This window comes from Pseudomonas sp. FG13 (assembly GCF_057809755.1).
The window spans coordinates 127,898-152,197 of sequence record NZ_JBMDKO010000008.1; the positions used below are offsets into that span (position 1 = coordinate 127,898).

28 protein-coding genes and 2 tRNA genes are annotated in these 24,300 nt (G+C 57.5%); 12 read left to right on the plus strand and 18 right to left on the minus strand.

Going from position 1 to position 24,300, the window contains the following annotated elements:
- Positions 1 to 112 precede the first annotated feature (112 nt).
- The 4 genes from ACODTO_RS10455 to ACODTO_RS10470 are packed head-to-tail and all read left to right on the plus strand — an operon-like array spanning position 113 to position 2,316.
- Positions 113 to 859 carry a 2OG-Fe dioxygenase family protein gene (locus ACODTO_RS10455; protein WP_139646329.1) on the plus strand — a complete coding sequence of 249 codons (747 nt, stop codon included), beginning with the start codon at positions 113 to 115 and terminating at the stop codon, positions 857 to 859.
- Between the two features lie 13 nt (positions 860 to 872).
- Positions 873 to 1,310 carry a GNAT family N-acetyltransferase gene (locus tag ACODTO_RS10460; protein ID WP_175362009.1) on the plus strand — a complete coding sequence of 146 codons (438 nt, stop codon included), beginning with the start codon at positions 873 to 875 and terminating at the stop codon, positions 1,308 to 1,310.
- Positions 1,307 to 2,020, plus strand: coding sequence for an AzlC family ABC transporter permease (locus tag ACODTO_RS10465; RefSeq protein WP_139646331.1), 714 nt, complete (start codon positions 1,307 to 1,309; stop codon positions 2,018 to 2,020). The genes ACODTO_RS10460 and ACODTO_RS10465 overlap by 4 nt, the downstream gene beginning before the upstream one ends.
- Entirely contained in the window at positions 1,999 to 2,316 is a 318-nt protein-coding gene (locus ACODTO_RS10470) for an AzlD domain-containing protein (protein ID WP_139646333.1), read from the plus strand. The genes ACODTO_RS10465 and ACODTO_RS10470 overlap by 22 nt, the downstream gene beginning before the upstream one ends.
- On the opposite strand, the gene ACODTO_RS10475 is transcribed toward ACODTO_RS10470, so the two are convergent.
- Positions 2,233 to 3,159: a LysR family transcriptional regulator gene (locus ACODTO_RS10475; protein ID WP_139646335.1), complete on the minus strand. Its 927-nt coding sequence runs from the start codon at positions 3,157 to 3,159 to the stop codon at positions 2,233 to 2,235. The genes ACODTO_RS10470 and ACODTO_RS10475 overlap by 84 nt on opposite strands.
- A gap of 378 nt (positions 3,160 to 3,537) precedes the next feature.
- Between ACODTO_RS10475 and ACODTO_RS10480 the strand changes: the two genes are divergently transcribed.
- The gene (locus ACODTO_RS10480) at positions 3,538 to 3,948 is read left to right on the plus strand and encodes an MbcA/ParS/Xre antitoxin family protein (protein WP_139646337.1); all 411 of its coding nucleotides are present in this window, start codon (positions 3,538 to 3,540) and stop codon (positions 3,946 to 3,948) included.
- A complete protein-coding gene (locus tag ACODTO_RS10485) occupies positions 3,948 to 4,625 on the plus strand; it encodes an RES family NAD+ phosphorylase (RefSeq protein ID WP_139646339.1) in 678 nt (225 codons plus the stop codon). Before ACODTO_RS10480 ends, ACODTO_RS10485 begins: the two co-directional genes overlap by 1 nt.
- A 70-nt stretch (positions 4,626 to 4,695) precedes the next feature.
- On the opposite strand, the gene ACODTO_RS10490 is transcribed toward ACODTO_RS10485, so the two are convergent.
- Positions 4,696 to 6,303 (minus strand): methyl-accepting chemotaxis protein, encoded by a 1,608-nt coding sequence (locus ACODTO_RS10490; protein ID WP_139646341.1) that lies wholly within the window; start codon positions 6,301 to 6,303, stop codon positions 4,696 to 4,698.
- Positions 6,304 to 6,708: 405 nt separating this feature from the next.
- Here ACODTO_RS10490 and ACODTO_RS10495 point away from each other — a divergent pair, with 405 nt between their 5' ends.
- Positions 6,709 to 7,644, plus strand: coding sequence for an alpha/beta fold hydrolase (locus ACODTO_RS10495; protein ID WP_489106387.1), 936 nt, complete (start codon positions 6,709 to 6,711; stop codon positions 7,642 to 7,644).
- A gap of 491 nt (positions 7,645 to 8,135) precedes the next feature.
- Here ACODTO_RS10495 and ACODTO_RS10500 read toward each other — a convergent pair whose 3' ends face one another.
- Positions 8,136 to 8,783 carry a TetR/AcrR family transcriptional regulator gene (locus tag ACODTO_RS10500; protein WP_464710159.1) on the minus strand — a complete coding sequence of 216 codons (648 nt, stop codon included), beginning with the start codon at positions 8,781 to 8,783 and terminating at the stop codon, positions 8,136 to 8,138.
- A gap of 108 nt (positions 8,784 to 8,891) precedes the next feature.
- On the opposite strand from ACODTO_RS10500, the gene ACODTO_RS10505 reads away from it, so the two are divergent.
- The 4 genes from ACODTO_RS10505 (at position 8,892) to ACODTO_RS10520 (ending at position 12,140) form a co-directional block, all read left to right on the plus strand.
- Positions 8,892 to 9,785 (plus strand): NAD(P)/FAD-dependent oxidoreductase, encoded by an 894-nt coding sequence (locus tag ACODTO_RS10505; protein WP_175361935.1) that lies wholly within the window; start codon positions 8,892 to 8,894, stop codon positions 9,783 to 9,785.
- Between the two features lie 103 nt (positions 9,786 to 9,888).
- Positions 9,889 to 10,278, plus strand: a complete 390-nt coding sequence (locus ACODTO_RS10510) for an antibiotic biosynthesis monooxygenase family protein (protein WP_489106388.1) — start codon at positions 9,889 to 9,891, stop codon at positions 10,276 to 10,278.
- Between the two features lie 28 nt (positions 10,279 to 10,306).
- Positions 10,307 to 11,179, plus strand: coding sequence for a class I SAM-dependent methyltransferase (locus ACODTO_RS10515; RefSeq protein ID WP_053193159.1), 873 nt, complete (start codon positions 10,307 to 10,309; stop codon positions 11,177 to 11,179).
- Positions 11,180 to 11,498: 319 nt separating this feature from the next.
- Positions 11,499 to 12,140 (plus strand): BRCT domain-containing protein, encoded by a 642-nt coding sequence (locus tag ACODTO_RS10520; RefSeq protein WP_489106389.1) that lies wholly within the window; start codon positions 11,499 to 11,501, stop codon positions 12,138 to 12,140.
- A gap of 339 nt (positions 12,141 to 12,479) precedes the next feature.
- Here the strand turns inward: ACODTO_RS10520 and ACODTO_RS10525 are convergent, their stop codons facing one another.
- The 10 genes from ACODTO_RS10525 to vapB all read right to left on the minus strand — a co-directional run bounded on the left by ACODTO_RS10525 (position 12,480) and on the right by vapB (position 20,679).
- Complete coding sequence (locus ACODTO_RS10525; protein WP_489106390.1) at positions 12,480 to 13,610, minus strand: hypothetical protein; 1,131 nt, start codon at positions 13,608 to 13,610, stop codon at positions 12,480 to 12,482.
- A 158-nt stretch (positions 13,611 to 13,768) separates the two neighbouring features.
- The gene (locus tag ACODTO_RS10530; RefSeq protein ID WP_489106391.1) at positions 13,769 to 14,758 is read right to left on the minus strand and encodes an Abi family protein; all 990 of its coding nucleotides are present in this window, start codon (positions 14,756 to 14,758) and stop codon (positions 13,769 to 13,771) included.
- A 267-nt stretch (positions 14,759 to 15,025) separates the two neighbouring features.
- Positions 15,026 to 15,101 (minus strand) — tRNA-Thr (locus tag ACODTO_RS10535).
- Positions 15,102 to 15,517: 416 nt separating this feature from the next.
- Positions 15,518 to 16,771 carry a methyltransferase gene (locus ACODTO_RS10540; RefSeq protein ID WP_489106392.1) on the minus strand — a complete coding sequence of 418 codons (1,254 nt, stop codon included), beginning with the start codon at positions 16,769 to 16,771 and terminating at the stop codon, positions 15,518 to 15,520.
- Positions 16,752 to 17,441, minus strand: coding sequence for an ABC transporter permease (locus ACODTO_RS10545; RefSeq protein WP_041023462.1), 690 nt, complete (start codon positions 17,439 to 17,441; stop codon positions 16,752 to 16,754). Before ACODTO_RS10545 ends, ACODTO_RS10540 begins: the two co-directional genes overlap by 20 nt.
- The gene (locus ACODTO_RS10550; RefSeq protein WP_139646362.1) at positions 17,438 to 18,133 is read right to left on the minus strand and encodes an ABC transporter permease; all 696 of its coding nucleotides are present in this window, start codon (positions 18,131 to 18,133) and stop codon (positions 17,438 to 17,440) included. The genes ACODTO_RS10545 and ACODTO_RS10550 overlap by 4 nt, the downstream gene beginning before the upstream one ends.
- A 78-nt stretch (positions 18,134 to 18,211) precedes the next feature.
- On the minus strand, positions 18,212 to 18,967 hold the full coding sequence (locus tag ACODTO_RS10555) for an ABC transporter substrate-binding protein (RefSeq protein WP_139646364.1): 756 nt from the start codon (positions 18,965 to 18,967) through the stop codon (positions 18,212 to 18,214).
- A gap of 13 nt (positions 18,968 to 18,980) precedes the next feature.
- Entirely contained in the window at positions 18,981 to 19,754 is a 774-nt protein-coding gene (locus ACODTO_RS10560) for an ABC transporter ATP-binding protein (protein WP_024778039.1), read from the minus strand.
- A 277-nt stretch (positions 19,755 to 20,031) separates the two neighbouring features.
- Positions 20,032 to 20,448 (minus strand): type II toxin-antitoxin system tRNA(fMet)-specific endonuclease VapC, encoded by a 417-nt coding sequence (vapC, locus tag ACODTO_RS10565; protein ID WP_139646366.1) that lies wholly within the window; start codon positions 20,446 to 20,448, stop codon positions 20,032 to 20,034.
- Complete coding sequence (gene vapB, locus ACODTO_RS10570; RefSeq protein ID WP_139646368.1) at positions 20,449 to 20,679, minus strand: type II toxin-antitoxin system VapB family antitoxin; 231 nt, start codon at positions 20,677 to 20,679, stop codon at positions 20,449 to 20,451.
- Positions 20,680 to 20,853: 174 nt separating this feature from the next.
- Between vapB and ACODTO_RS10575 the strand changes: the two genes are divergently transcribed.
- A complete protein-coding gene (locus tag ACODTO_RS10575) occupies positions 20,854 to 21,303 on the plus strand; it encodes a carboxypeptidase regulatory-like domain-containing protein (RefSeq protein WP_175384580.1) in 450 nt (149 codons plus the stop codon).
- Positions 21,304 to 21,312: 9 nt separating this feature from the next.
- Here the strand turns inward: ACODTO_RS10575 and ACODTO_RS10580 are convergent, their stop codons facing one another.
- From ACODTO_RS10580 to ACODTO_RS10600, 5 genes are all read right to left on the minus strand, one after another.
- The gene (locus tag ACODTO_RS10580; protein ID WP_489106393.1) at positions 21,313 to 21,759 is read right to left on the minus strand and encodes a hypothetical protein; all 447 of its coding nucleotides are present in this window, start codon (positions 21,757 to 21,759) and stop codon (positions 21,313 to 21,315) included.
- Positions 21,760 to 21,900: 141 nt separating this feature from the next.
- Positions 21,901 to 22,959 (minus strand): PDDEXK nuclease domain-containing protein, encoded by a 1,059-nt coding sequence (locus tag ACODTO_RS10585; RefSeq protein ID WP_489106394.1) that lies wholly within the window; start codon positions 22,957 to 22,959, stop codon positions 21,901 to 21,903.
- 239 nt (positions 22,960 to 23,198) lie between these two features.
- Complete coding sequence (locus tag ACODTO_RS10590) at positions 23,199 to 23,606, minus strand: hypothetical protein (protein ID WP_055136767.1); 408 nt, start codon at positions 23,604 to 23,606, stop codon at positions 23,199 to 23,201.
- 65 nt (positions 23,607 to 23,671) lie between these two features.
- The gene (locus ACODTO_RS10595) at positions 23,672 to 24,001 is read right to left on the minus strand and encodes a DHCW motif cupin fold protein (RefSeq protein ID WP_055136766.1); all 330 of its coding nucleotides are present in this window, start codon (positions 23,999 to 24,001) and stop codon (positions 23,672 to 23,674) included.
- A gap of 124 nt (positions 24,002 to 24,125) precedes the next feature.
- Positions 24,126 to 24,201 (minus strand) — tRNA-Phe (locus ACODTO_RS10600).
- Positions 24,202 to 24,300: the final 99 nt, after the last annotated feature.

Below are 24,300 nucleotides of genomic sequence, written 5' to 3' on the forward strand. Positions count from 1 at the left end.
CTCTTCACCCTTCGTTTCAAGTATGTCTTGAAATGACTCAAATTCTTTTTCATGGACGGAAATTTTGCACCTACTAGATTAGGCCGCTCAATGCAGTGGAGACCTAATAAAAATGATCGTTCTGAACAGGGAAGTGGGCGAAGCGCTACGACGTGACAAATACGTTAACGTCCGCGGTGGAGACTTCAATCTCTACGGTCATTTCGGCGACTTTGTCCGGCTGACCAAGAGCTGGGACAACATGGAGCCCGACAGCTACTACGGCCAGGCCGAGTCAGGCATGCGTTTTCGCCGTTACAGCGACTTCGAATACAACCCCCAGACCCGTGAGCTCAAGCAGCTCGAACATCGGGCCTATATCCAGTCCAAGGCCAACAACAGCTACGTCGGGGGACTGGAGCGGCACTTCCAGGATTTCTCCAACGAAGTGATCAACTCCCCGGTGATGCGCAGCCTGATCGACACGGACTTCGAGGTATACAAGAACGTCCTGCCGCAGGAACTGCATGATGAAATCTGGCAGTGCCAGATCCATCAGATCCGCATCGAGATCAAGCCGGGTAAACAACTGGAAATCACCCCCGAAGGCATTCACTGCGACGGATATCCGTTCAGCGGTGTGCATTTCTGGGGCCGTCACAATGTGGCGGGCGCGGAGAGCCGGTTGTATACCGCCCAGGAAGAACAATTGGCGGCGGTTACCTACGAGGACATCCTCGATACGACGTTCTTCCTCGATCGCGACATGCGTCACTACGTGACCCCGGCTCGCAATGTCCACAGCCATGAAATGGCGTTCAGGCAGATCCTGGCGATTTCCTTCTCGCGGCCCGGGACCGCTTTTGACATTGTTCGCTGAACAGCTGGTACCCATGGACGACCCGGAGCAGCAGGTGCTGTTGCGCCGGGCGATGGTCAGGGATGCCGAGCGAATGGAGCAGTTCTTTCGCGCTTTCGACGAAGTGTCGTTCTGCGAATGGCAGGATGCCCGGTTCTTGCGGGGGGTGTTGTTGCAGGAAACCACCACGGCGTACCTGGCCATCGATGCCACTGGCAGCGTGGTGGGCGCCGTGATTGGCGGTATGCTCGGTACCCGTGGCACCATCAATCACCTGGCGGTCAGCCCAAGGCATCGTACCCGGGGCCTGGGTCAGCGCCTGGTGGAAGCGGCATCCGCCGACATGAAGCGGGTGGGCGTGCTGCGCATGTTCCTGTTCGTCGACGATGCTAACCTGGCCGGCAAGCGTTTCTGGGCGGCCCAGGGGTTCTGCGAACCACGGGGTGAAATCACTTTCGAGAGGGATCTATGAGCAAGACTTCCAGCCAGCCGCTGGTGGTCGAACCACAAACCTCGCGTACCTTCGCCGAAGCCAGTCCGGTGGTCGCGGGTTATTTTACGGTTTCGTTTGTGTTCGGTCTGATGGCGGTCAACGCCGGGTTACCCTTGTGGTTGCCGGTAGCGATGTGCCTGTTCGTCTACGCGGGCGCCTCGCAGTTCGCGGCGTTGGCGTTGATCTCCAGCGGGGCGTCGCTGACCACCATCGTGCTCACTACATTCCTGATCAATGCGCGACACATGTTGATGTCGGTGTACATGGCCAAGGCCCTGCGTGCGCTGGGGCTCAGTCGTTTCGAGCGCTGGTGCTACGCGTCAGGGCTGACGGACGAGTCGTTCGCCTTCCACAGCGTCAAGTTGGGTAGTGGCGCGCCGGTGAGTGTGCGCTATCTGATCGGCTTCAACCTGTTCTGTCATACGTCCTGGGTGCTCGGCGGCTTATTGGGTGCCGTGTGTGCGCAGTACGCTGCGCACCTGATCAAGTATCAGCTCGACTATGCCTTGACCGCGATGATGCTCTACGTGCTGGTTTCGCTGTGCAATACCCGTAACAAGCTGATCGCGGCCCTGGCGGCCGTCGTCTGCATGGGTGGGCTGAGCCTCCTGGGCAGTTCGCCATTCAATGTCTTCATTGCCACGTTCGTTGGCTGCGGGGTGGGCGTATGCCTGACCAAACGTTCCTGATCCTGGTCGTGGGCCTGATGATGGTCGTGACCTTCCTGCCGCGGGCCTTGCCGTTGCAGGTCAACACGGAACACTGGCCGCCCTTCATTGCCCGTGCCCTGGAATACCTGCCGGTGGCGATCGTCGCTGCGATCAGCCTCACCCCGTTATTGATCAAGGATCAGCAGATACAACTCGACCGCCCGGAGCTCTACGCCGCGATTCCGACGCTGTTATGTGCGTATTTCAGCCGTAACCTGTTTCTCAGTGTGGCGGTGGGCACGGCGGCGTATATCGCGCTCGGTTCGTTCCTGTAGCGCGAGGTCCACTACATCGTGCAGCGCCTGGCCGGACAGTTCAGGATTGTTCACTGCCAGGCGTACCTCGAGAGAGTCCTCGAAGTCGGGGAAGATCGTCAGGCCGTTGCGCAGTGCCGCATCCCGGGATACCAGCCCCAGGCCATCGAGTTGGGTGATCAACGACAACGTCAGCGTTTCGCTGCAGGAATACACCATTCGCTGACTTGAGCCATATTCGCTCAGCCCTGCGTCGAGAAAACGGAGGAAGCTGTGGGAATATGGACACTCTTCTGCGGGACGTACCTGAAACCTGTCTCCGAGCAAACCGAGGGAGTCGCCTTCGTTGCCACAATGGGCACCCACCACCCGAACCTGTACATCAGGCATCGTGATGCTGGAAAAGCCGCTCTGCTGCGCCCCGATCAGGATGGCCAGGTCAAAATCTTCATTCTTGAGTTTGCTCAGGTTCTCCATCGATTCGGCGTAACTGAATTCCAGCTGATACTGGGGGAAGACGGCTATCAACCGATCGATCATCCGCCGGTTGAACTCCGCCGGCAGGGTGGTATTGAGCGCCATTTTCAAGGTGCGCTGCCGCGGCTTCTTGAGCGCCGTGACTTTCTCTTCGAGCTGGCGTGTGGCCACCAGCACCTGATCCATGAAAGGGGTCAGTTCCGAGCCTTGGCTCGTCAACGTCAGGCCCTTGTTCGAACGCCTGAACAGCCGGAAACCAAATTGTTCCTCGACCTTGTTCAACTGCGCCGCCAATGCCTGCACCGTGAGGCACGAATGTTCCGCGGCCGCCGACAACGAGCCGGTCTGCACGATGCGCATGAGGTTGCGTAGGGTTCTGCTATCCATGAGGTAATGCCCTCTGCTTAAGTGGGCTCGCTATTGTTGTGCACTTGGCCCGGGTCAGGCGGTGCATGCGGCTATCATCGTGCAGCTTGCCACGGTTGTCGCGGTTTTGTGGTGAAAAGCTCCGGTAGGCGCTGTTTGGAGCTTATGTGGGATTTTGGTTTTTTGCTGGTTTGGCGCGTGTTGGCTTGTGTAATTCTTCTTGTCAGGGCTGAGGCGAGGCAATCAGGCGACAAAACCCGTGGGAGCCTTGATTTCAACTGACGGGTATTAGCAGGACCTGAATACAACTTTGGCTTGTTCGTTTGCGAATTAAATATTAATTTATATCCGTATGTGTACTACTCTCTAAGCGTCACCCGTAAAAGGAGCCCAAATCCCATGGCTACTTCCTCCATCACCCTCAACGCACAGCAACAACTGGATTCCCCGGACGCGGGTCGAATTGCGTTGAAGTTTTTCTTCAACCTCATGGAGTTGTGGGGCTGCAGCGTCGAGCAACAGCGCACGTTGCTGGGCAAGGTGGGGAACACGACCTTCTACAAGTACAAACAATTACCCACCAACGTCAGGTTGCCCCGTGACACCTTGGAGCGTATTTCCTATCTCATGGGTATCCACAAGGCGCTGAGCATCATCTTCAGCAACAGCCGGGACCGGGCCTATCAATGGGTCAGCAGCCCCAACGCCGCTGCGCCGTTCAATGGCCAGTCGGCGCTTTCCTACATGCTGGCCGGGCGAGTGGTGGATATCGCCGATGTGCGGCGCTACCTGGACGGAGTGCGCGGTTGATGACGCCACCTCTGACAGAGCCGCAATGGAAGGGTGCCTATCGGATCGTCAACAGCAGCTTCCCGCCGATCACGCTGTTCGAAGACGTGCTCGATCCCGAGGATTTGCCCACGGCCTATGCCTTGGAAGCGCTGACCAACGATCGGTTGATGGAAGAGGCCGGCGTGCTGTCGCGGGTACGTCCTGAAGACCGGGTTTCCGGGCCTGGTTCCTCGCCGGTGATGGCGGCGTTCACCCATATCGGCAAGAGCAGTCGCTTCAGCGACGGCACCTTTGGTGTCTACTATGCCGCCAGCAGCCAGGAAGCCGCCATTGCCGAGACTTGCTATCACCAGGCGCGCTTTCTCGGGGCAACCAATGAGCCGGATCTGGAGTTGACCATGCGCACCTACGTCAACCAAGTCATCAAGCCCTTGCACGATATCCGCCACGACTACCCCCACCTCCACGACCCGGACCCCACCGCCTACGGCCCGTCCCAGGTATTCGCCCGGCAACTGCGTGAAACATTATCCTGGGGCCTGCTCTACAACAGCGTCCGCCTGCCCGGCCACGAATGCGTCGCCGCATTTCGCCCACCGGCGGTTTCGATTCCAGTGCAGGGCAAGCATATCCGGTATGTCTGGAGTGCCCAGAAGCGGGAGATTTCGTTTGTGTTTGAGGTGAGTCAGGTCTGATTCGAAAACAAAAGCTCTAGCAGAATCGGCTTCGTGGCGAGGGGGCAAGCTCCCTCGCCACAAATAGAACTTAGATCTTGAACTGCTGCACCGAAGACTGCATCGACCCCGCGGCAGTGTTCAGTTGAGTGGCGGTTTGCTGCAGATGGTGAATAGAGAGTGTGTTTTCCCGTGACTGGGCGGCAATCGACTCCACCCGCTGAGCCATCTCATCACTGGCCTTCGATTGCTCGGCAATCGTCTGGGAAATTTCCTCGACCACTTCGGCGGCATGACGGGCGCCAGTGCGGATTTCGCTGATGGACACCCCGGCCTGTTGGGCCAGGTTCACCCCCTCGTCCACGCGACTGACGCATGCCTGCATGTTGGACACAGCATCCCGGGCACTGGTCTGGATACGCTCGATCATCGCAGTGATTTCCTGGGTGGACTGGGTGGTGCGCGCCGCCAGGTTGCGCACTTCATCGGCGACCACGGCAAAACCCCGACCAGCCTCCCCGGCGCGGGCAGCCTCGATGGCGGCGTTGAGCGCCAACAGGTTGGTTTGCTCCGCGATACTCTTGATCACCTGGATGATGGAATGAATGTCTTCGGACGAAGCATCCAGGGCCGTAATCTTGCTGGAGGACTGATTGACCACCTCGGCGATGCGGCTCATGCCTTCCACCACCCCGAGAATCACTTGCCCGCCGCTGCTCGCCAGTTGTTCGGACTGCGCCGAAATCGTCCGGGCGCTGTCGGCATGCTGATGGATCTGGCTGATGTTCGCCATCATCTGCTCCATGCTCGCCGCCATGCTGGTCGCGCTCTGGGCCTGTTGATCGGCGCTGGAGACAATTTGCCTGGCAGTGTCGCCCAAGGTACGGGAGGTACCATGCAACTCGTCGCTCTGACTGCGGATCGTGGCGATCATTTGCCGCAGGTTGGCTTGCATCTGTTCAATGACGCTCTGCAATTGGCCCAGCTCATCCTTGCCGTGCGCCCCCATGGACCGCTGCAAATCGCCTTGGGAAATCGCCTGGGTATTGAGGATGATTTTATTCAACGGTGTGAGCACAGCGTTGACCAAGCTCCAGGACGACAGTATCAGTGCCACACAGGTCGCCAATAACGTCCCGATCAGCCAGCGCCCCGAAGACTGGATGCTCTCATCCTGATGCTCGCGAGAAGCCTGGGCCTGATTCTCGATCAGCTCGCTCACGGCTTCATTACGCTCTTCCAATGCCGAAAACGCTGCGTTGAATTCCGTCCGCAGCGCTTGTGTATCCTTGGCGCCACCCAGCACTTTGCCGATCACCTGCTTGGCTTTATCAATGTAGGTATCGGCCTGTGGTTTCAATTCGACGATGGCCTTGGCGACTTCCGCCGGCAACTTCGCCTCGGCGTTCTCGGCAATCACCTTGCGCATCCGCTGCGAATGCTCGTCAAACGCTTCCTGCACTTCCTTGGCTTCCTGAACATTACCGGGCGTTGCCAACAGCGCAGCCAAGACATCGGCACGAATGGCATCGTGCATCATGTCCGCCTCCATGTGTTTGCGCATGGCTGAAATACTGGTTTCGTTCTCCGCCAGGGATGCGGTCATGGAGGTATGCCCCCACAACCCGATACCGCCGAGTAGAAGAGCAAAGAAAAGACTGACCAACCCCGAAGCTATGATCTTGGTGCGGATCTTCATTGTCGATTGCTCCTGGAGCGGCGATTTCTGGGCAAGTGTAGTCGAGCGCCTGTGAGGGCTTGGGGCAGTGATGCGTCTATTGAGGGTATCGGCAAGGGAGAAATTAAATGAATGCCGCATAGCGCCTTGCGGCGAGGGGGGCATTCACTGCCTGAATTCCGATGTGCGGATCGCTTACCTCTATTTGAATAGTCTTGAGAGCGCTAAAGGGAGTAGCCATGCCCCCGCCGTTTATCGGAACTGTCATTCCTGACAGTGCCAGCGGACCGAGGAATCCTCCACGCTGACACTGAAAGACATTCGGTTTTTTCAGGCCCGTTACTAATGCTTGATCCGCCTGTTTAGTCTCGGGAATCAAGGTTCGGAGTGATGCTCCGGGTCGTCCGGCTTAAGTAAGGTGTCAGAATGAATCGGCTTATTCATCCAGGCGTAATGTCCGCCTCGTCAGATGGAGCAAATATTGTCGTTGACGGTGCGACATTCAGAAGTGAGTACGCGAACGTAAACGGCATTCGCATGCACTATCTGGTGAGCGGTAATGGTGAGCAGCCGGTCTTGTTGATTCACGGGTTTCCAGGAAGCTGGAGAAATTGGAAATCCCTGATGGGAAGACTCCTGCGCGCGGGCTATACCCCTATCGTTCCAGATTATCGTGGCGCTGGAGAAACGGATATCTCGAAGGATGGATACGATAAAAAGAACATGGCACGCGACCTCCATGAATTGGTCGCCGTTCTGAAACTGGGGCGACTGGATATTGTCGGTCACGACATGGGGCTGATTGTCGCCTACGCCTATGGCGCACTCTATCCGCATGAAACCAAGCACATCATTTTGATGGATGGATTCGTCCCGGGACTCCCAGGCTGGGAAATCCCTTATAACGGCAATCCGGCGAATGGCACTGCCAGCAAATGGCATTTTCGTTTCTTCGGCGAAACAGCGTTGAAAATGATTCGAGGGCAGGAAAAAACTTATCTGGACATGTTTTTTGATGAGTTCGTATATCCAGGCAACCCTAAAGTTGATGATGAGGTGCGCAACGCATTGGTAATGGATTATTCCCGGCCTGGACGAATGGAAGCGGCATTCAAACTCTATTCAGCTTGGGTGGAAAGCGATGCAAATGACAATCAGGCGTTTGCTCAGAACAAATTGGCCGTACCAGTACTCACCATCGGCGGAGATCACTCAAGAGGCAAGACGTTGGCCGAGCAGGTAAACCATATCAGTTACCGACCGCATTCACTGATTTTACAGAACACGGGTCATTGGGTTCTGGAAGAACAAGCGCAAGCTACCACTCAGGCAATTCTGGATTTTCTGCAAGATCGTCAATGACGAGTATCGATGACGCCACAGTGCAGTGACGTGGGCGAAAGGAAAGGGAAGCTCAGAACGTAGGCTGACGCTTGTTACGTCATTTATTTACGTAAGGGAAAAACAAAGCCCCCGCATTTCTGCGAGGGCTTCGTCTTGTATGGTGCCGGCACCAGACGGACGGTATCTTTCGACTGAGCCAGGTTTTCCAGGCGCCTGGAATTCGCTGGAAAACTCGGCGTACCCCAACTAGTAACTATGAATAAATCAGCTAGGTATGGCGTTCGGTGGAATCAAGTTCGGGATATTTGAGATGTAAGTACGCTGTCGGTCTGTAAGTAATTTAGAGCCGCATTCAGAGACAGAGCACTCGACCCCAGTCACGGAGTTGCCAGTTCGTGAAATGCTGAAGGTGATCCACCAACGCAGCGTTTCGATACTGTCGCCATATTGGCGCGCGCCAGTCCAATATGACGAAGTACCCGGCCAAGCTACCCGGAACAATAAAGTTATTATTCGCCCGCGTGGTCGGTGCGACTGTGCGCGGCGATGAACATGGCGACGGCCGACCGGCAATAGGATTCTATTTCGTCGTCGTCCTCTGCTCTCGCCTCATCGAAGCGCGCGATAATCAGGAGATCGGATCCTTTGAAAAGCGCGGCAAACAAGCGGGCGGACTGGAGAGGATCAGGCACGTTCAGAACCGCCTTCGCGTGCAACTGACGCAACAGGGCCTCGATTTGGGCGATGACATAGGCGGGGCCGGCTTCGTATTGGCGCTTGCTTAACGACTTTTGATTCGTCTTGTCGGCCATGATCATGGCTTCGACACTCCGCACGTCCGGGCTCAACAGCGTGCGAAGCAGGGTTGATCCCACCGCCATTAGCTGATCTTCGGCCGAACCGCCGACGCCTTCAAAAAGGGCTTGTGGTGCAAACTGCTGGCAGTGGGCCGCGATGGCTGCGCTGAACAGCGCCTCCTTGTTCTCGAAGTGCCGATAGATGCTTAGCTTGGATATCTTCGCCCGCTTGGCGACCTTATCCATGGTCGTCGCTTGAAAACCCAATTCCACAAAAAGTTCGCACGCGGCGTCGGCTATCGTTTGGCCAAGCGCCTCGTTGGCCGGCCGGCCGCGCCGGCTCTGGCTGTTTTCGCTCATAAAAAATTCCAGTACTTGACAGTATTCTAATTCTTAAATTAGGGTACTCCAAAGTATCTTAAGTGTGCAAGCCAATCCCCCTTAATCCACAGCGCGGAGCCCATCACCATGAATGACGTCATCATCATCGGCGGCAGTTTTGCAGGTCTTGCCGCCGCCTTGCAGCTCGGCCGTGCCCGGCGCAAGGTCATCGTTCTCGACACCGGCCTGCCGCGCAATCGCTTCGCCGACCACTCGCATGGCCTGCTCGGCCACGACCACAAGCCACCACTGGAGATCCTGGTCGAGGCACGGCAGCAGCTGGCGCGTTATCCCACGGTCAGGCTGGTCACTGCCTGTGCCGAGAGCGTCTGCGGCGCTATCGACGATTTCTCTGTCCTCACTGGCGATGGCGAAAGCCTCAGGGCGCGCCGCCTGATCCTGAGCTATGGCGTCGCCGACCAGATGCCTGAAGTTCCCGGCTTTGCCGAAGGCTGGGGCAGCTCAATCGTGCCTTGCCCCTATTGCGACGGCTTTGAGGTTGCCGGTCGGCATTGGGGCCTCGTCTGGTCCGGCCCGCCGTCGCACAACTACGTCAGGCTGTACCACGACTGGACCGAAACGCTGACGGTCTTCGCCGATGGTCACGACATTCCAGCCGATATCCGGGCCGATCTGGCACTCCGCCATATCCCTGTCGTCGATGGCAGGATCACTGAAATCGACCATGACGAGAGCCATAACGCCATCGTCAGGCTCGACGCCGGCCCTTCTGTCGCGGTCGACATCCTGTTCGCGCATCCGCGCAACAAGCCATCCGCGCGCCTGCATGAATCGCTGGGCCTCGCCACGGTCAATACGCCCCAGGGCATCGCCCTCAAAGTCGACGAGCGCCGCGAAACCAGTATGCCCGGCGTTTACGCCGCAGGCGACCTCGCCAATCCCCTCATGTCTTCGGTCACCACGGCATCATGGCAAGGCGCGATGGCGGGAATCTTCGCCCAGCAGTCGATGCTGGTTTGAGAGCACAGATACCCTTCTTCGGTTGTCGCAGGCTACTAAAAGGCTGCTTCCAAGCAGCATCGATCATGCCATTTTCAATTTCGCAGTAGACGGGAGCATCACCATGGCCGACCTAAAGCCGCAAGACCGTAAATTCAAACCGCTAGACGATAAATTCCCGCTTGAGCGCCAACTCGGCATCGCGGCCGCGCCAGTCGTGCTAATCAACCTCTTCACGCTCGATTACGCCGACGAAGCGGTCTTCCTGGACGCTTTCAAGGCGGCCGCCGAGATCATAACCAAGCAACCGGGCTTCATTTCCATGCAACTGCATCGAGCGATCGGCGATAGCCCGACTTATCTGAACTATGTGGTGTGGGAATCCACCGAGACGGTCCGCGCCGGCCTCACCCATCCCGAGTTTGTCGCGAAGCTCTCGGCCTATCCGTCATCCGTCGTAGGCAGCCCGCACCTGTTCCAGAAGGTCGCCGTTCCCGGCTTTTGCACGGCCTAGTTAAGGCGAATCAAAACGAGGAGATGTCATGACAGAGCAAAATGCCTATCAGGTAGCCGACTGGAATGGCCAAAGTGGAGAGTACTGGGCCGCCAACCAGGCCCGGCTCGACGCCATGTTCGCGGTGTTCGGCCAGGCCGCGATAGAAGCCGCCGCGCCTGCGACGGGCGAACGCGTGCTGGACGTCGGCTGCGGCGCGGGTGCCTCGAGTCTGGCTCTGGCCGCTCGGGTCGGCGCGGGCGGCCATGTGCTAGGCGTGGACATATCCGAACCGTTGATCGGCCGAGCGCGTGCGTTTGCACCAAAGGATACGCCGGTCCTGTTCCGGGTGGCCGACGCCAGCAGCACCGAGTTGCCCGAGGGAGCATTCGACATCCTGTTCTCGCGTTTCGGGGTGATGTTCTTCGACGATCCGACTGGGGCGTTTGCCCATATGCGGCGTGCGCTGCGGCCGGGCGGGCGGGTCGCTTTCGTCTGCTGGCGCGGCGTGGCCGAGAACGATTGGCTGCGCCTGCCGATGGGCGCGATCAAGGACATCGTCCCGCTACCCGCGCCGCCCGGTCCCGAAGCGCCCGGCCCGTTCTCGTTCGGCGACCGGGGACGAGTGACGCGCATCCTGACGGCGGCCGGATTTACCGATATCGCTATCGCGCCCTTCGATGCTTCCATCCCGTTCGGCGAGGGCGGGACGCGGGACGCGGCGATCGACGACGCGGTGAAGATGGCCTTCGAGGGCGGCCCGCTGTCGCTTGTGCTCGCGGATCAGCCCGACGACATCCGCGCCCACGCCTGGGCCGCGGTTCGTGCCGCCTTCGCGGGCCTCCCCGGCGAGCGGTCGGTGATGATCGACGGCGCGGCGTGGATCGTCATGGCACGCAATCCGGCAGCTAGCAGCGACTAACAGGGGAGACGCCCCCGCACGGTGGATCGAGGGGGATTTTCCTAAGCGATGAGTGAGTAATTGCATGCTCAGCAAATAGTAATAGCGCGTCGATTCAGTGTGCTGGTTTAGCTGGTGATTCAAAAACCACTCAAGGTGTTTTCTCTGCCAAGTCCATGGATTGTCGCGTTGCCAGCGCTCCCGAAAAAGGGGGCGGATTTATTTTCTTGATCAGAAAATGAGGGAACCGTGAACAGGAATGCTACGTTTCAATACAACATCCCCTCAGCCAGTATTGCTTACGTATCGAGCCAAGACGCGCACCCAAAGGAGACCCGTAATGGACCTACACAGCGAGTTCGAAAACAGCAAATTCTTCAACCGCACACGCATCGACCGGCGCGCTGCCGATGCCTTGTTGGGGCTGGCGGCTGGGATCACGGCGGACGGTATCGTGAACACCAGCGAAGCGATTTTTCTTAAGCGATGGTTGGAGAGCAACCTCGTCCATCTGAATGACCCGGTGATCAATCTGCTGTATTCGCGTTTGGCATCCATGCTTCAGGACGATGCTCTGGACCCGGACGAGTCTCTTGAGCTGCTTAACGTGCTGCGTAGTTTTTCTGGCGTGGATATCGAGGGCTCGAAGGTCGACGGAGCTGTTGTCGTTGCGCCAACGGACCTGCCCTTCAATTCACCGGCCCCTGATTTGGTGTGGGACGGCCGGATGTTTGTATTTACAGGCGTCATGGCTTTTGGGCCGCGTAAAGATTGTCAGGCATTGGTGGAGGAGCGTGGCGGTTTGATTGGGGGCGGGGTGAGTAAGAAGGTGCATTACCTGGTGGTCGGCAGCGTGGGTAATGAGCAGTGGCGGCACAGTACCTATGGAACGAAGATCATGAAGGCAGTGGAGCTGCGGGAGGCGGGTGCTTCAATTGCTATTGTGGGGGAGGATCACTGGCAAAAGATGCTGTTTGGTTGAGGATGCTCGGTCGTGGTGTTCTGAGAAGGCCGTCTTGTCTTGGCTGAAGGACTGTCGGTGGGTTTGACGGCCTCATCGCGAGCAGGCTCGCTCCCACGGGTTTTTCCAGGGAGTGGAGAAAAAGTGAACACCCTGAAATAACAAAGCCCCCGCATTTCTGCGAGGGCTTCGTCTTGTATGGTGCCGGCACCAGGAGTCGAACCCGGGACCTACTGATTTAAAGGAAGGTGCTTAAGACTTATAAAACAATGAGTTAAGTGGTTCCTTGTTACGTGCGGACACGCCAAAACCCTTATGTTCCGCGGGCTTTGGCTCGCCTGTTACGTGGCGGATAGGCACTCAGAGATTCTCGGATATGAGGATTGGCATTTCGCGTGACCATTCGCCTAACCCCTCAATATCGAGATCGACACGGAATCGATACCAGCCACCCTCACCGACAGTGTCGATTTGCTCAATCGAAATAACCTTCCGAACACAGCGCAACGGCGTCGTCGGCGGTGTTATGCCGTGGCTGTCTACGTATGGAATTGCGGCCATCCTAATCGCCTCCAGCTTGATTAGACGTGGAAGCCAGGGCGAGCCAAAGAAACCGACGGAATACTCACGAATTCGCGTGCCGTAGCTGGGAGCGAAGTAGGACTCCCCACGGCTCATTGAAAGACACGTTTTGACTTGTTGAGGGAGCGCCTCCAAGCCTCTTATACGAGCGAGACTTCCGTTGAGTATTTGAAAGTCATGGTCGTCACCCAGTGCTATCGTCATTGGAAGCTGATGGACATCGATCTTCGGAAAACTGGGCTTAACCAGAGTTGTGATCACGCAGTCATTGCCGGTTTTCGACCATGACGGCGCGGCCAACAGTTCGCGGCCGTCACCAAGTTCATTGACGAGCACGTATTTATCATAAGGATCTGCGCTTTCGAACTGGTCTATGTATCTCAACAGTTCAGAAAGATTTCCTATTACGAAGTGCTCTACGCGATAGCTCCACTTGCTCTGCTCTGCAGCTACTAAATCACCGACAAAAACTATCGACGGGCCGATGGCTATGAAGTCAAAAGCGTTTCGTCCAGGGTTTAAACCGGAAATTTCAAGATTTATGCGCGCTTCGTGCTCGGCTTTCATTGTGCGGAGTAAGTGTGCGGGGTAGACAGAGGGATCAACATCGATGAGCCGAGCGTGAATTTTACACATCCATATCCCGTTGCTGATGCTAGTCCTCTGCTCTGGGGTCAGGGTGGGATCGTACCGCGCGCCTCCCGGTGCAGCAGCGGTGATATGGGCAGCCTCACCGATGCTTATGGTTTTGGTAATGGCGGAATCGCTTGGGCCGATGGTTATCTTGTCGCAGTTTCTAAATGAGCAACGGTAGGCAACGCGCAGTGCAAGCATGCTTTTCGTAGTAGAACTGAACTCATCTCGCGGTGATTTAGCGATGCGTCCTTTGCTCGGTTCGTCAGTTCTCATGCATCGTTTCCCTACGTTGGCCGCATTCAGCCGTGGCTTGTCAGCTTGGCTTTTTTGCGGCTGCCTCCGCTATTTTTTGAAGGCAACTGCCCTTCTCAGGATAGAGGTGTCAGTCAGCAGTGAAGCAGGGAATTTACCGCAATCTGTTTCCAGTTTCTCTACGCTAGGCGCCATTGCTGTTGATCTTTCCAATCATTTGGAAATCCCATGAGCCTCAAGTAATCCAGTTCCTGCTGATCCATGATTTCGGCCAGGCGAAGCTTCCACTGGCTGTCTGGGCTGATCAAGTCGGTTAGGTAGGCCAGCATCGTCAATACGACGTATAGCCGCTGTTTGGGCTGAGGCTGGTCGGCGGGGGCAGTGGGAATGGCCCATTCTTTAGGTAAGGACGGTCGAATCGAGAGCTCTCGGTTCCATAGTCGTGAGTGGTGGGCACAGCAGTTGCGAATGAAGGTCAGCGTGTGTAGCCAGGAGGCCAGTACTTCGAAGGGCAGGCTGAATCTGGTGGCGATAGCTTTCTTGTCGGCGCTTTTGCCTATGGCATTGAAGAGGGTAGATACCGTCCCAAGGCTGAGTTCTTCCAGGACCGCCCAGGCGGGTGGCAGCTCAGGGGAGGCATAGGTTGCAGCGTAATATCGGAAGTAGTTGTCACGCATGCGGTTTTCTATCCGCTGTTGTTGGAGGCCATCGGCTTGCCGGCCCTTTTTGATGCGGTCGATATCTCGTCTGAGTTTGTTGCGTTCCTTATTCAATTGCTCCCGCAACGGACGCAACAGATCGGGGTGTGAGTATGAAGAGGAGAAGACTGACGCGTCAGCTATCCAGTCAGGCCCGTACTTGGGGCACATATGATTGCTGATAGTCGCTCGTATGGCGACTTCGACACGTTCGATGGCATCCATGGTGATGCGCCGTAACGAACCATCGAAGCGGTAGATATCGACGATTGCCTTCAGTTTGCTGCCGGGCTTGAAAGTATGTTCAGGATCTGACTCCTGAAAGGGGCGCATATAGGGACTCAGGCGAAACAGCGTGACCACTTCGAGAAAACGTATGGCCCGATCATCGTTGGCGATGTGCAAACCTCGTTGCTTTAGCAGTTCCAATTGCTGTTCTACGCTGAGAGCCGGTTTGTCGAAGGGCCTCATGTAGTTTTCTCCGGGCAAAAAAAACCCGCACGATTTGAGCTTGCTGACTGGGTCAACCTAGGCTTGGCGGGTGTGTTGGGGTGCATTATAGGTCGGTGTAAGAGACCGTCAACATTGTCCTGACGTGAAATTGTAACGGGTAGGAGCGCAGGCAAGGTTCGGTCTGTGGATGCCGATAAGGCGATATCGGTCTTATCTAGCTCCTAGGAAGGTTCAACCTCCAGAAACAACAAAGCCCTCGCATTTCTGCGAGGGCTTCGTCTTGTATGGTGCCGGCACCAGGAATCGAACCCGGGACCTACTGATTACAAGTCAGTTGCTCTACCATCTGAGCTATACCGGCGTGTGGGCGACGATTATAGCGATTGAGTGATTTCTGTAAACCCCTGAATTTTGACTATTTTTGCCAGGACCGTAGGTCGGGTGCGAACCGGAAGCTTTCGGGGTTTGTACAGGGCCTGGCAGGTGCGGTTGTTCGGGATGTCCTGTTGCTGGCTTCGACCTGTTTGGTGCCGGTAGGGATGTAACTGCAGGCGCATTTCCTGCCCTGATTTCGACCGTTATGCCGATTTGCTTGAGCGCTTATGCACAACGGACCCGACTGGACGGGTGGCGTCTTGCGATTTTGTGACAGCCTTCTCATTCGCATGCAAATGACTGTTTTAATGGTTTTTTATTCTGATGAACAAAAAATGACCAGTCATGATTTGCTCAACAAAACGCGGATTTATTGGATCCCGGCATATTCCATCAACAGAGTTATCCACAGGCTGTTTCACCTTGGCAACGCTCTGCCAGCAGCATCAGATTTCGCGGCGTAATGGGTGTTTCGCAGAAAGTGCCAAGGCGAACGTCGTAGCCTTTTTCAGTCAGGAAAAGTGCTCGATCCAATGCCAGCCAAAGCTCCAGCGGCCGTCGGAACAGGCCGCGCACCAGTTCCAGGTTACGCACCTCGATCAAGCGTTGATGACCCGCTGCTTCCAAGGCGGCCCAATCCGGCGTGTCGGTGATGGAGAGGTTTTTCAGGGCTGCCAGATCGATGCAGTACTGGGCGAAGGATTTATCCAGCCACGCGGTGGGTAACGAGGGGGTGGGGAGGTAGTCGTTGCGGCCTCGGATCTGTCGTTGCAGCAAGTCGAAACCCAGGCGCCGGGCCATGGACTGATCTCGTTGCCTGCGCACCCGGGCCCCGGCGGTAACGGTTTCGGTCAGTGGCAGGCCGAGATCATCGACGGACAACTGCAGGGCGGAGCCTCGGGCGGCGCTGGACAGTGGCTGATAATGGTCAGCGTTGATGCGGTTATAGCAGCAGGGTGCAATAGCTAACTGGGCGCAACCGGCGGCGCTGGCCAGTTGCATCAGCCGGACGTGCAGGTCGCCACAGGCGTGCAGGGCTACTGGCGTGTGCTCGGCCTGGATCGCCTGGGCGGCCTCCGGTGCCAATACGTCTTGTTGCAGATGCGTGGCGGCCAGGTGGTGACGCTGGCTCAGTTGCTGGCCGTTGACGACCAATGCGGGATCGTATTCCAGGCAGGTCAGCTGTTGATCGCCGTGCAGCAAGCGTCTGCCGAGGTGGCCTTTGCCGGCGCACCAGTCGAGCCAATGGGTCGGTTCGGTGGAGAATTGCAGGCGGCTGGCGAAGGCTTCGATCTGCTGCCACTTGCGACCGGGCACGTCGACCTTGAGGCGCTGGGTCGGTGTTTCGAGCTGTTTGCCGGGTAATGCTGCGACGGTGCTCAATGCGTGGGAAAACATCGCCAGTTCCGGAAACGGCGCTGGTGCCTGTTCAATCAGCCAAGGCTGGTGATGGTCGTTCTCCGCGTCTTCCAGCGAGCGCCTGCGTAGCCACTGGGCGAGTTCCGGATGGGACGCTTCCCAAGGCAGTTGCAAGTGGGTAAACGGGCGTGGTTTCCACAGCCTCTGGTGTGCCGTGAGAAATCCATCCAGCTCGATGAAACGGGCGAGCAGCGCTGCGCCCGTCAACACGTCGGTTTCAGCGCCCCTGGCAGGCATCGACGCGTAACCAACGCTCCAACTGCTTGAAGCCTTGCACCAGCAGGAACGCTATCACCAGGTAGAACAAACCAGCCGCGAAAAAGATCTCCACGGGCAGGTAGGTTCGGGCAATGATGGTGCGGGCCATACCGGTGAGTTCCAGCAGGGTCACGGTGCTCGCCAGGGCGCTGGCCTTGAGCATCAGGATGACTTCGTTGCTATAAGCCGGCAGCCCGATGCGCGCGGCGCGCGGCAGCATGATGTAGAACAGCGCCTTGGGCCGCGACATGCCCAGGGCTCGCGCGGCTTCGATCTCGCCTTTTGGGATGGCCTGGATCGCGCCGCGCAGGATCTCGGCGATGTAGGCGGCGGTGTGCAGGGTCATGGTGGCGGTGGCGCACCAGAACGGATCCCGCAGGTACGGCCACAATGCGCTGCTGCGTACGGCATCGAACTGCGCCAGGCCGTAATAGACCAGAAACAGTTGGACCAGCAGCGGCGTGCCGCGGAAAAAGAAAATGTAGGCGTAGGGCAGTGCCCGCACGTACCACAGGCGCGAGGAACGGGCGATGCCCAGCGGAATCGCCAGCAGTAGGCCGGCGATCACGGCTATGGCGACCAGCTCCAGGGTCAGGGTCGCGCCCTGGGCCAGTTTCGGCAACCACTTGATGATGACTTCCCAGTTCATTGGGTGCTCCTGGCAAAGCCGCGGGCGGCGCGTCGTTCCAGCAGGTGCATGCCGATCATGGCGAGGACTGTCAGGCCCAGGTACATGAACGCGGCCACCATGTAGAAGGTGAAGGGTTGCTTGGACACGGTCACGCCGATCTGTGCGTGGCGCATGATTTCTTCCAGACCGATCACCGAGACCAGTGCGGTGTCCTTCATCAGGATCATGAAAAGATTGCCCAGGCCCGGCAGGGCAATGCGCCACATCTGCGGCATGATCAATTTGGTGAAGATCCGCCATTTCGACAGGCCCAGGGCCACGCCGGCTTCGCGGTGACCTTTGGGGATCGCCAGGATTGCGCCACGAAACACTTCCGTGGCGTAGGCGCCAAAGCACAGGCCCAAGGCGATGACACCGGCGGAGAAAGGATTGAGGGCCAGGTCCGGGTTGCCGAAGTACTTGCCCAAGGCTCCCATCAGATTGATGGTGCCGAAGTAGATCAGCAGCACCCAGAGCAATTCCGGGACGCCGCGGACCAGGGTCGAATAGGTGCCGCCAAGCCATTGCAGCGGCTTGTGGGCGGAGGTCTTGGCCAAGGCGCCGAGCAGGCCGAGCACCAGTCCCAGGCACAGGGCCGAGAGCGCCAGTTTGACGGTCATCAGTGCGCCGGCGGCAAGCGCCGGGCCGAATCCGTAGAGGTCGATCATCATGGGTATGTGTTCATATCGCGGCAGGCTTTGCTAAGGGTCGGCGCTGCAATGCAGCAGCGCCGACCAGGCGCATTCGCATCAGTAGATGCTGAACGGGAAGTACTTGTCGTTGATCTTTTTATAGGTGCCGTCGGCAACAATTTCCTTCAGCGCGGCGTTCAGGTTGTTGCGCAGGCCGTCGTCACCCTTGCGCACGGCGATGCCGATCTTGTCGCTTTCCACCACCGGGTCGCCCTTGAATTCATAGGCTCGGCCGGCATCGGTTTTCAGCCAGTCGTAGTTCACGTATTTGTCCGCCAGGATCGCGTCGACGCGACCGGAAGTCAGGTCCAGGTAGGCATTTTCCTGGGTGTCGTAGAGCTTGGCAGTGATATCGCTGCCCAGTTCGTCTTCCAGCCAGGTGCCGGCGAGGGTCGCGCGTTGAGCACCGATGACCTTGCCTTTGAGCGAAGCCTTATCGGTCTTGAACTCGACATTCTTCGGTGCGATGAATTGCAGTTTGTTGGAGTAGTACGGGTCGGTGAAGTCCACGGCCTGCTTACGCTCTTCGGTGATCGATAGAGAGGAAATCAGGAAGTCGAACTTCTTGGCGTTCAGGGCCGGGATGATCCCGTCCCAATCGGAGGTGACCACTTCGCATTCGACTTTCATCTTGGCGCACAGGGCATCGCCGATGTCTTTGTCGAAGCCCACCACTTGGCCGCTGGCGTCTTTGTTGTTGAACGGCGGGTACGCCGCTTCGATGCCCATCTTCAGTTTCTCGGCTGCCATGGCGTTGGCCGAGAACACCAGGCTGGCAGCTGCGGCCAAAAGGAATTTCTTGTAAGTCTGCATATGCACTGCTCCGTTAGCGGTTGCTGGACATGAATTGTTTGCAGCGCGCCGAAAGCGGGTTTTCGAAGACCTGCTGTGGCGATCCTTGTTCTTCGACCAGGCCCTGATGGAGGAATACCACTTCACTGGAAACCTGACGGGCGAACCCCATTTCGTGGGTCACCAGCAGCATGGTGCGACCTTCTTCGGCCAGGGCGCGGATCACATTAAGTACTTCCTGGACCATTTCCGGGTCAAGGGCGGAGGTGGGCTCGTCGAACAGGATCACCTTGGGCTGCATCGCCAGGGTGCGGGCGATGGCAGCGCGTTGCTGTTGGCCGCCAGACAGCTCGGCAGGATAGGCGTGGCGCTTGTCGGCGATGCCGACCTTGGCCAGCAAGGCTTCGGCTACTTCAACCGCTTCGGCCTTACTCTGGCCGAGCACCCGGCGTGGGGCTTCGGTGATGTTGTCGAGCACGCTCATGTGGGGCCAGAGGTTAAAGTTTTGAAACACAAAACCAATCTCACTGCGCATGCGATTGATCTGTTTGCCGTCGGCTGCCACCAGCTCACCGTTTTTCGCGGCCTTGAGCTTGAGCGCTTCACCGGCCACCAGGATCTCGCCCTGATTGGGATTCTCCAGCAGGTTGATGCAGCGCAGGAACGTGGACTTGCCGGAGCCGGAGGAGCCCAGGATCGAGATCACATCGCCGTCGCGGGCGGTCAGCGAGACGCCTTTGAGCACCTCCAACTGTCCGTAGCGTTTGTGCAGGTTGCGGATTTCAAGCGCGGGCGTGGCCTGGGCCATGTGCGGTCCTCATGATATGTGCTCCCTTGCTGTTGGCAGCCTTCCTTGGCGAGGCGGCCAAGCTAGCATGCGTCCGAATGGCCGCCAACAGCGCTACGGGTGGTAAACCGGTGATGTGCGGCAGCTTGTCGCATCGGCACAGCAGACTGTCGCGCCATCAACAACCGAACGGCTGTTTGAACCGTGTTTGCCGGTGAAAAATCCCGGGGAGTCGCGTAAAAAAAGGCGCGATGGTGCCAGCTTTGGGCGGGGGTTGGAAGGGTTAACCGGATGAGCGTTACTCTGGCCCTTTCACAACGGTCCAATCTTCGGTGCGCAGTCCCGGAACTCTTTCAAACTCCTTCAGATTGTTGGTTATCACGATCAGCCCGAGAGAACGGGCATGGCCGGCAATCATTTGGTCGTAAGGGCCGATTGGCTTGCCTGCCTTCGCCAGTTCGGCTCGAATCATTCCGGTATGTGCGGCAGCTTCATAACCAAATGGTAGAACCTCAAGGCGAGCACAGAAGCCTTCGATGACGGCGAGATTTCTTTCTGGGGCGCAAGACTTTTCTGCGCCGTAGATCAGCTCCATCAGCGTAACGGCACTAATGCAAAGCTGGCCGTGATGCAGATTGAAAGCTTCTCTGACCATCTGGGGTTTGTTCTTGATGGTGAAAATACAGATGTTGGTATCCAGCATGAATTTGATCATTTAGAAGGATTCACGCTCCTGATCGGCGGGCTGATCGCGGTCTGTCATAAAGTCAGCTGTCACGGTATCTCCATCGAACCAGCTGTCCCATGCTTCTCCGGCCGGGGTAATGATTCGGGCTCTGCCGACGGCGATTACATCTACGCGCTTCACGTCGCTTGGCATCGCCACTGCTTTGGGAAGCCGGACCGCTTGGCTGCGGTTGCTCATGAAAAGGGTGGTTTGTTCCATCAGGAGTCCTCCACGAATCCAAAAATCCAAGCGTAGGCTACCACCGGGATATGGCGATGGGATATACGATTCTGACGGCTGCCGGTGGCGCGGATGCTTCCAATCGATCTAAACCTACGACTGCGACCCGAATCAAAAGGGAACCTGTATGGGCGAACCGTGGGAGTTATCGCCATGAAGCTTTTTCGTTGCTTTTTGTTGCCCTTCACGAGCCTAGGAGTATTACTTTTTTCCATCATGCTCAACGCCGCCAACCTCGCTCCAATAGACAGCGCCGGCGTGCAGGTTCAGCCGCTGCAGCAAAACGGCATAACCTACCTGTCCGGTGGTATCGGCGAAGACGAAGCCCGGGCCATCGGGCAGGCGCACGGGTACAACCTGCACATGACTTTTGCGGTCGGACCTGAAAACAAATACATCCCGGATGTGCACGTCACGATCCACAACGCATCGGGGCAAACACTGTTGACGCTGGATGACGCGGGGCCGCTGGTTTATGTGCAACTGCCGCCGGGCAAGTACACCGTGATGGCGACACGCAATGGCGAGGAGCGCCGCGACACCGCCGACATCGGCAGCGGGGCCGCACGCAATCTGGTGTTCCATTGGAACGGTGACGAATAGCCAATCGGCTTACTCGCCGGCGGGCTCTTCCATCGATTGGCGATAACGGTCCAGCGCTTCGCCGAAGTTCTTGATGAATTCAGGGGTGCTGAGCCAGCGTTGTGCCGTTTCGCGGTCCATGTCGTCGGCCCACATGCGGTAATCCACCAGCATGTCGGCGGCCAGGTTGGTTGCCGCCATGCTTTCGTTCTCGGCGTTCTTCAGGTCCAGCAGGCCCGGACGTTCGCTGATCATCACGCTCAGGGAAGACAGCAGCGTGTCGAGCAATTCGCTTCGGCTGACGGCTTCGGCTTCACGCAGTTTGGCGAACAGCTCCAGCACATAGACGGGCGGCTGCGCGGTGGCGTGGGCCGGGTCGCCATACATTGGAGTGGATTTACGCCCGGTCATGCGGATCTGCTTGGCTTTGTCTTTGGCACGCTTGGCGCGTTTCTGCTGCTTATTCAGTGAGGCCATTGGGCTTCGGTTTCCAATTCGTCAGGTGGCAGCCCCCGACTCAAGCCATTTCGGCACGGTCGGTAGTCTGTGAGGCGGGTAGTTTACCGCTTCGGACTCGGATAATGCCCTTGGAACGCATCGCGAATCAGCGCCAGGGTGTCAGTGGCCTTCAGCCGGCATGCCCGATGGTCGCTCTTCAAGTCGGGCACGCTCACGATCCAACTCATTGCGCAGTTCTTCTTCTGTCGGGAGTACAAGTTGGTATTGGCTGGCGAAGAGCTGTTCGTTGCCTTGCAGCACTGAGTAGCGCACCACCGACTCGTCCTTCTGCGTACAGAGAATGATGCCGACGGTGGGTTTGTCATCCGGGCCGCGTCTCAGGTCGTCGTAGAGGCGGACGTACATGTCCATCTGGCCGATGTCCTGGTGGCTGAGTTCGCCGCGCTTGAGGTCGACAATCACAAAGCATTTGAGCAGATAGTTGTAGAACACGAGGTCGACGTAGAAGTCCTTGCCCTCGGTGCTGATGCGCTGCTGACGGGCAACGAAGGCGAAGCCCTTACCCAGTTCGAGGAGGAATCCCTGCAACTGGTCGATCAGGGCTTGTTCCAGATCGGTTTCCAGCAGGAGACCGGCATTGGGCAGTCCGAGAAACTCCAGGACGACCGGATCCCGAACGATATCCCTGGGGCCGAGATCCAGTGCTTTCAGGTTGGCCGAGGCCTCCTGCTTCACCTTGGGCCGGTCGCGGCTTGCCAGCAGGCGCTCGTAGTAGAAGGTTCCGATTTGCCGTTCCAGGGCGCGGGTGGACCAGTTCTGCGTGGCGGTTTCGTTCATGTACCAATGCCGGGCGTTATCGTTTTCCACCCGGAGAAGCGTGCGGTAGTGGGTCCAGCTCAATTCGTGACGCAGTGCGTCACACTTTGGAAATGCCTGATAAAAAAGCCGCATATAACGCAGATTCGAGGCATCGAACCCTTTTCCAAACTTCGCCGTATGTGTTTTTGCCAGAATTGGCAGCAGTTGTTTCCCATAAGCCGCCCGCTCAGCTCCTCGCTGCTCGAATTCAACGATATGCCGGCCGATCTGCCAGCAGGTCTGTACTTGAAGGGTATCAACGGCGCGCAGCACTTTACGACGTGCCTGCTGGATCAGTTCACCGAGTTCGTTGATCAGTGGCGCAAGCTTTGGATCGTCTTGGGATAAAAGTGGACTCATCGAATATCAGCCGAAGTGGTGGGCGGTCCAGAAAAGGATGCTCCAATCGGTATTTCGATGATGCCGGACGAGGCTGATTGACCTGGATGAAAAGCGACAGATACATGCAGGATCGGTTTGAGGCAGCGTTATGTCTGTTGCGTCAGAACCTGTAGGCGCTGTCCAAAGAAAGTGTCGGTGTGCGGAAAGTTCTGACGCAGGCTACCCAGTTTGACCGGGCAGCCTCGTAGTCACCGAAGTTAATCAGACGCTTGCGTCAGTTGCCGGGATGCTGCGACGTAATCGGCCTGGAACTGGGGACTTTCGACCCAGTCCAGTGCAGTTTGCTCGTCAACTCCTGTGGTCAGGCGACGGTATTCGATCAAGGCGGTAAAGATGAAGTCCGTGGCTTCTTCCTCACCTTCCTGTTCCAGCACCAGCGCCAGCAGTGGATGCCCGAGGAAGGCCGCGCACATGGCCTGCTGACTGACTTTTTCAGCCATGCGCATCTGGTTGAACAGATCGGACAGATCCACCGTTTCCAGATCGATGCGCTCATCGTTCGGGTCCAGGAAGTCGTTCGGCGCAGCGGCACGTTGAACGCGGTTCTGCTTGGCTTTCGCTTTGGCGCGCTGGTTACGTTTCTGCTGTTTGTTCGCCGATGCCATGGGCCGGATTCCTGACGTGAATTAAGGCTGTATATCCTACAGCCTCAAGGCCAATGCTTCGAACCTCAATCCACCACGAACAAGGTGGCACCCTGGGAGGTCGAAGAACGATGGGGCTCGGCCTGGTCGGCCACCTGGTAGCTCATGCCAGCCTTGAGCACGAAGTGCCGTCCATCCTCCAGCTCGGTGTTCAGCTCACCTTTCAGGCAAAACAGGATGTGCCCTTTGGTGCACCAGTGGTCGGCGAGGTATCCCGCCGTGTATTCCACCATCCGCACCCGGATGTTCCCGAACTGCCGGGTCCGCCAATATGCCGTTCCGGTGACGCCTTTGTGTTCGGTCGGTTCGATGGTTGACCAGTCGGTGGTGCCGAAGGGGATGCCGGTGATGTCCATAACGACTCGTTTGTTAGGGAAGGGAGAGCAACGAGGGGCGAATGTAACTGAGTCGGCGAGACGGTGGAATAAACCCAGGCAATAAAAAACCCCGATCAATTGCTTGATCGGGGTTTTCGGTATTTGGTGCCCAGAGACGGAATCGAACCGCCGACACGGGGATTTTCAATCCCCTGCTCTACCGACTGAGCTATCTGGGCAACGGGGCGCATTAAACGGGTTTTTCAGGGGGGCGTCAAGCAAGTTTTCAAAAAATATTTAATTATTACCGTCGCTTACGATTCGCCCCCGGTCCGGAC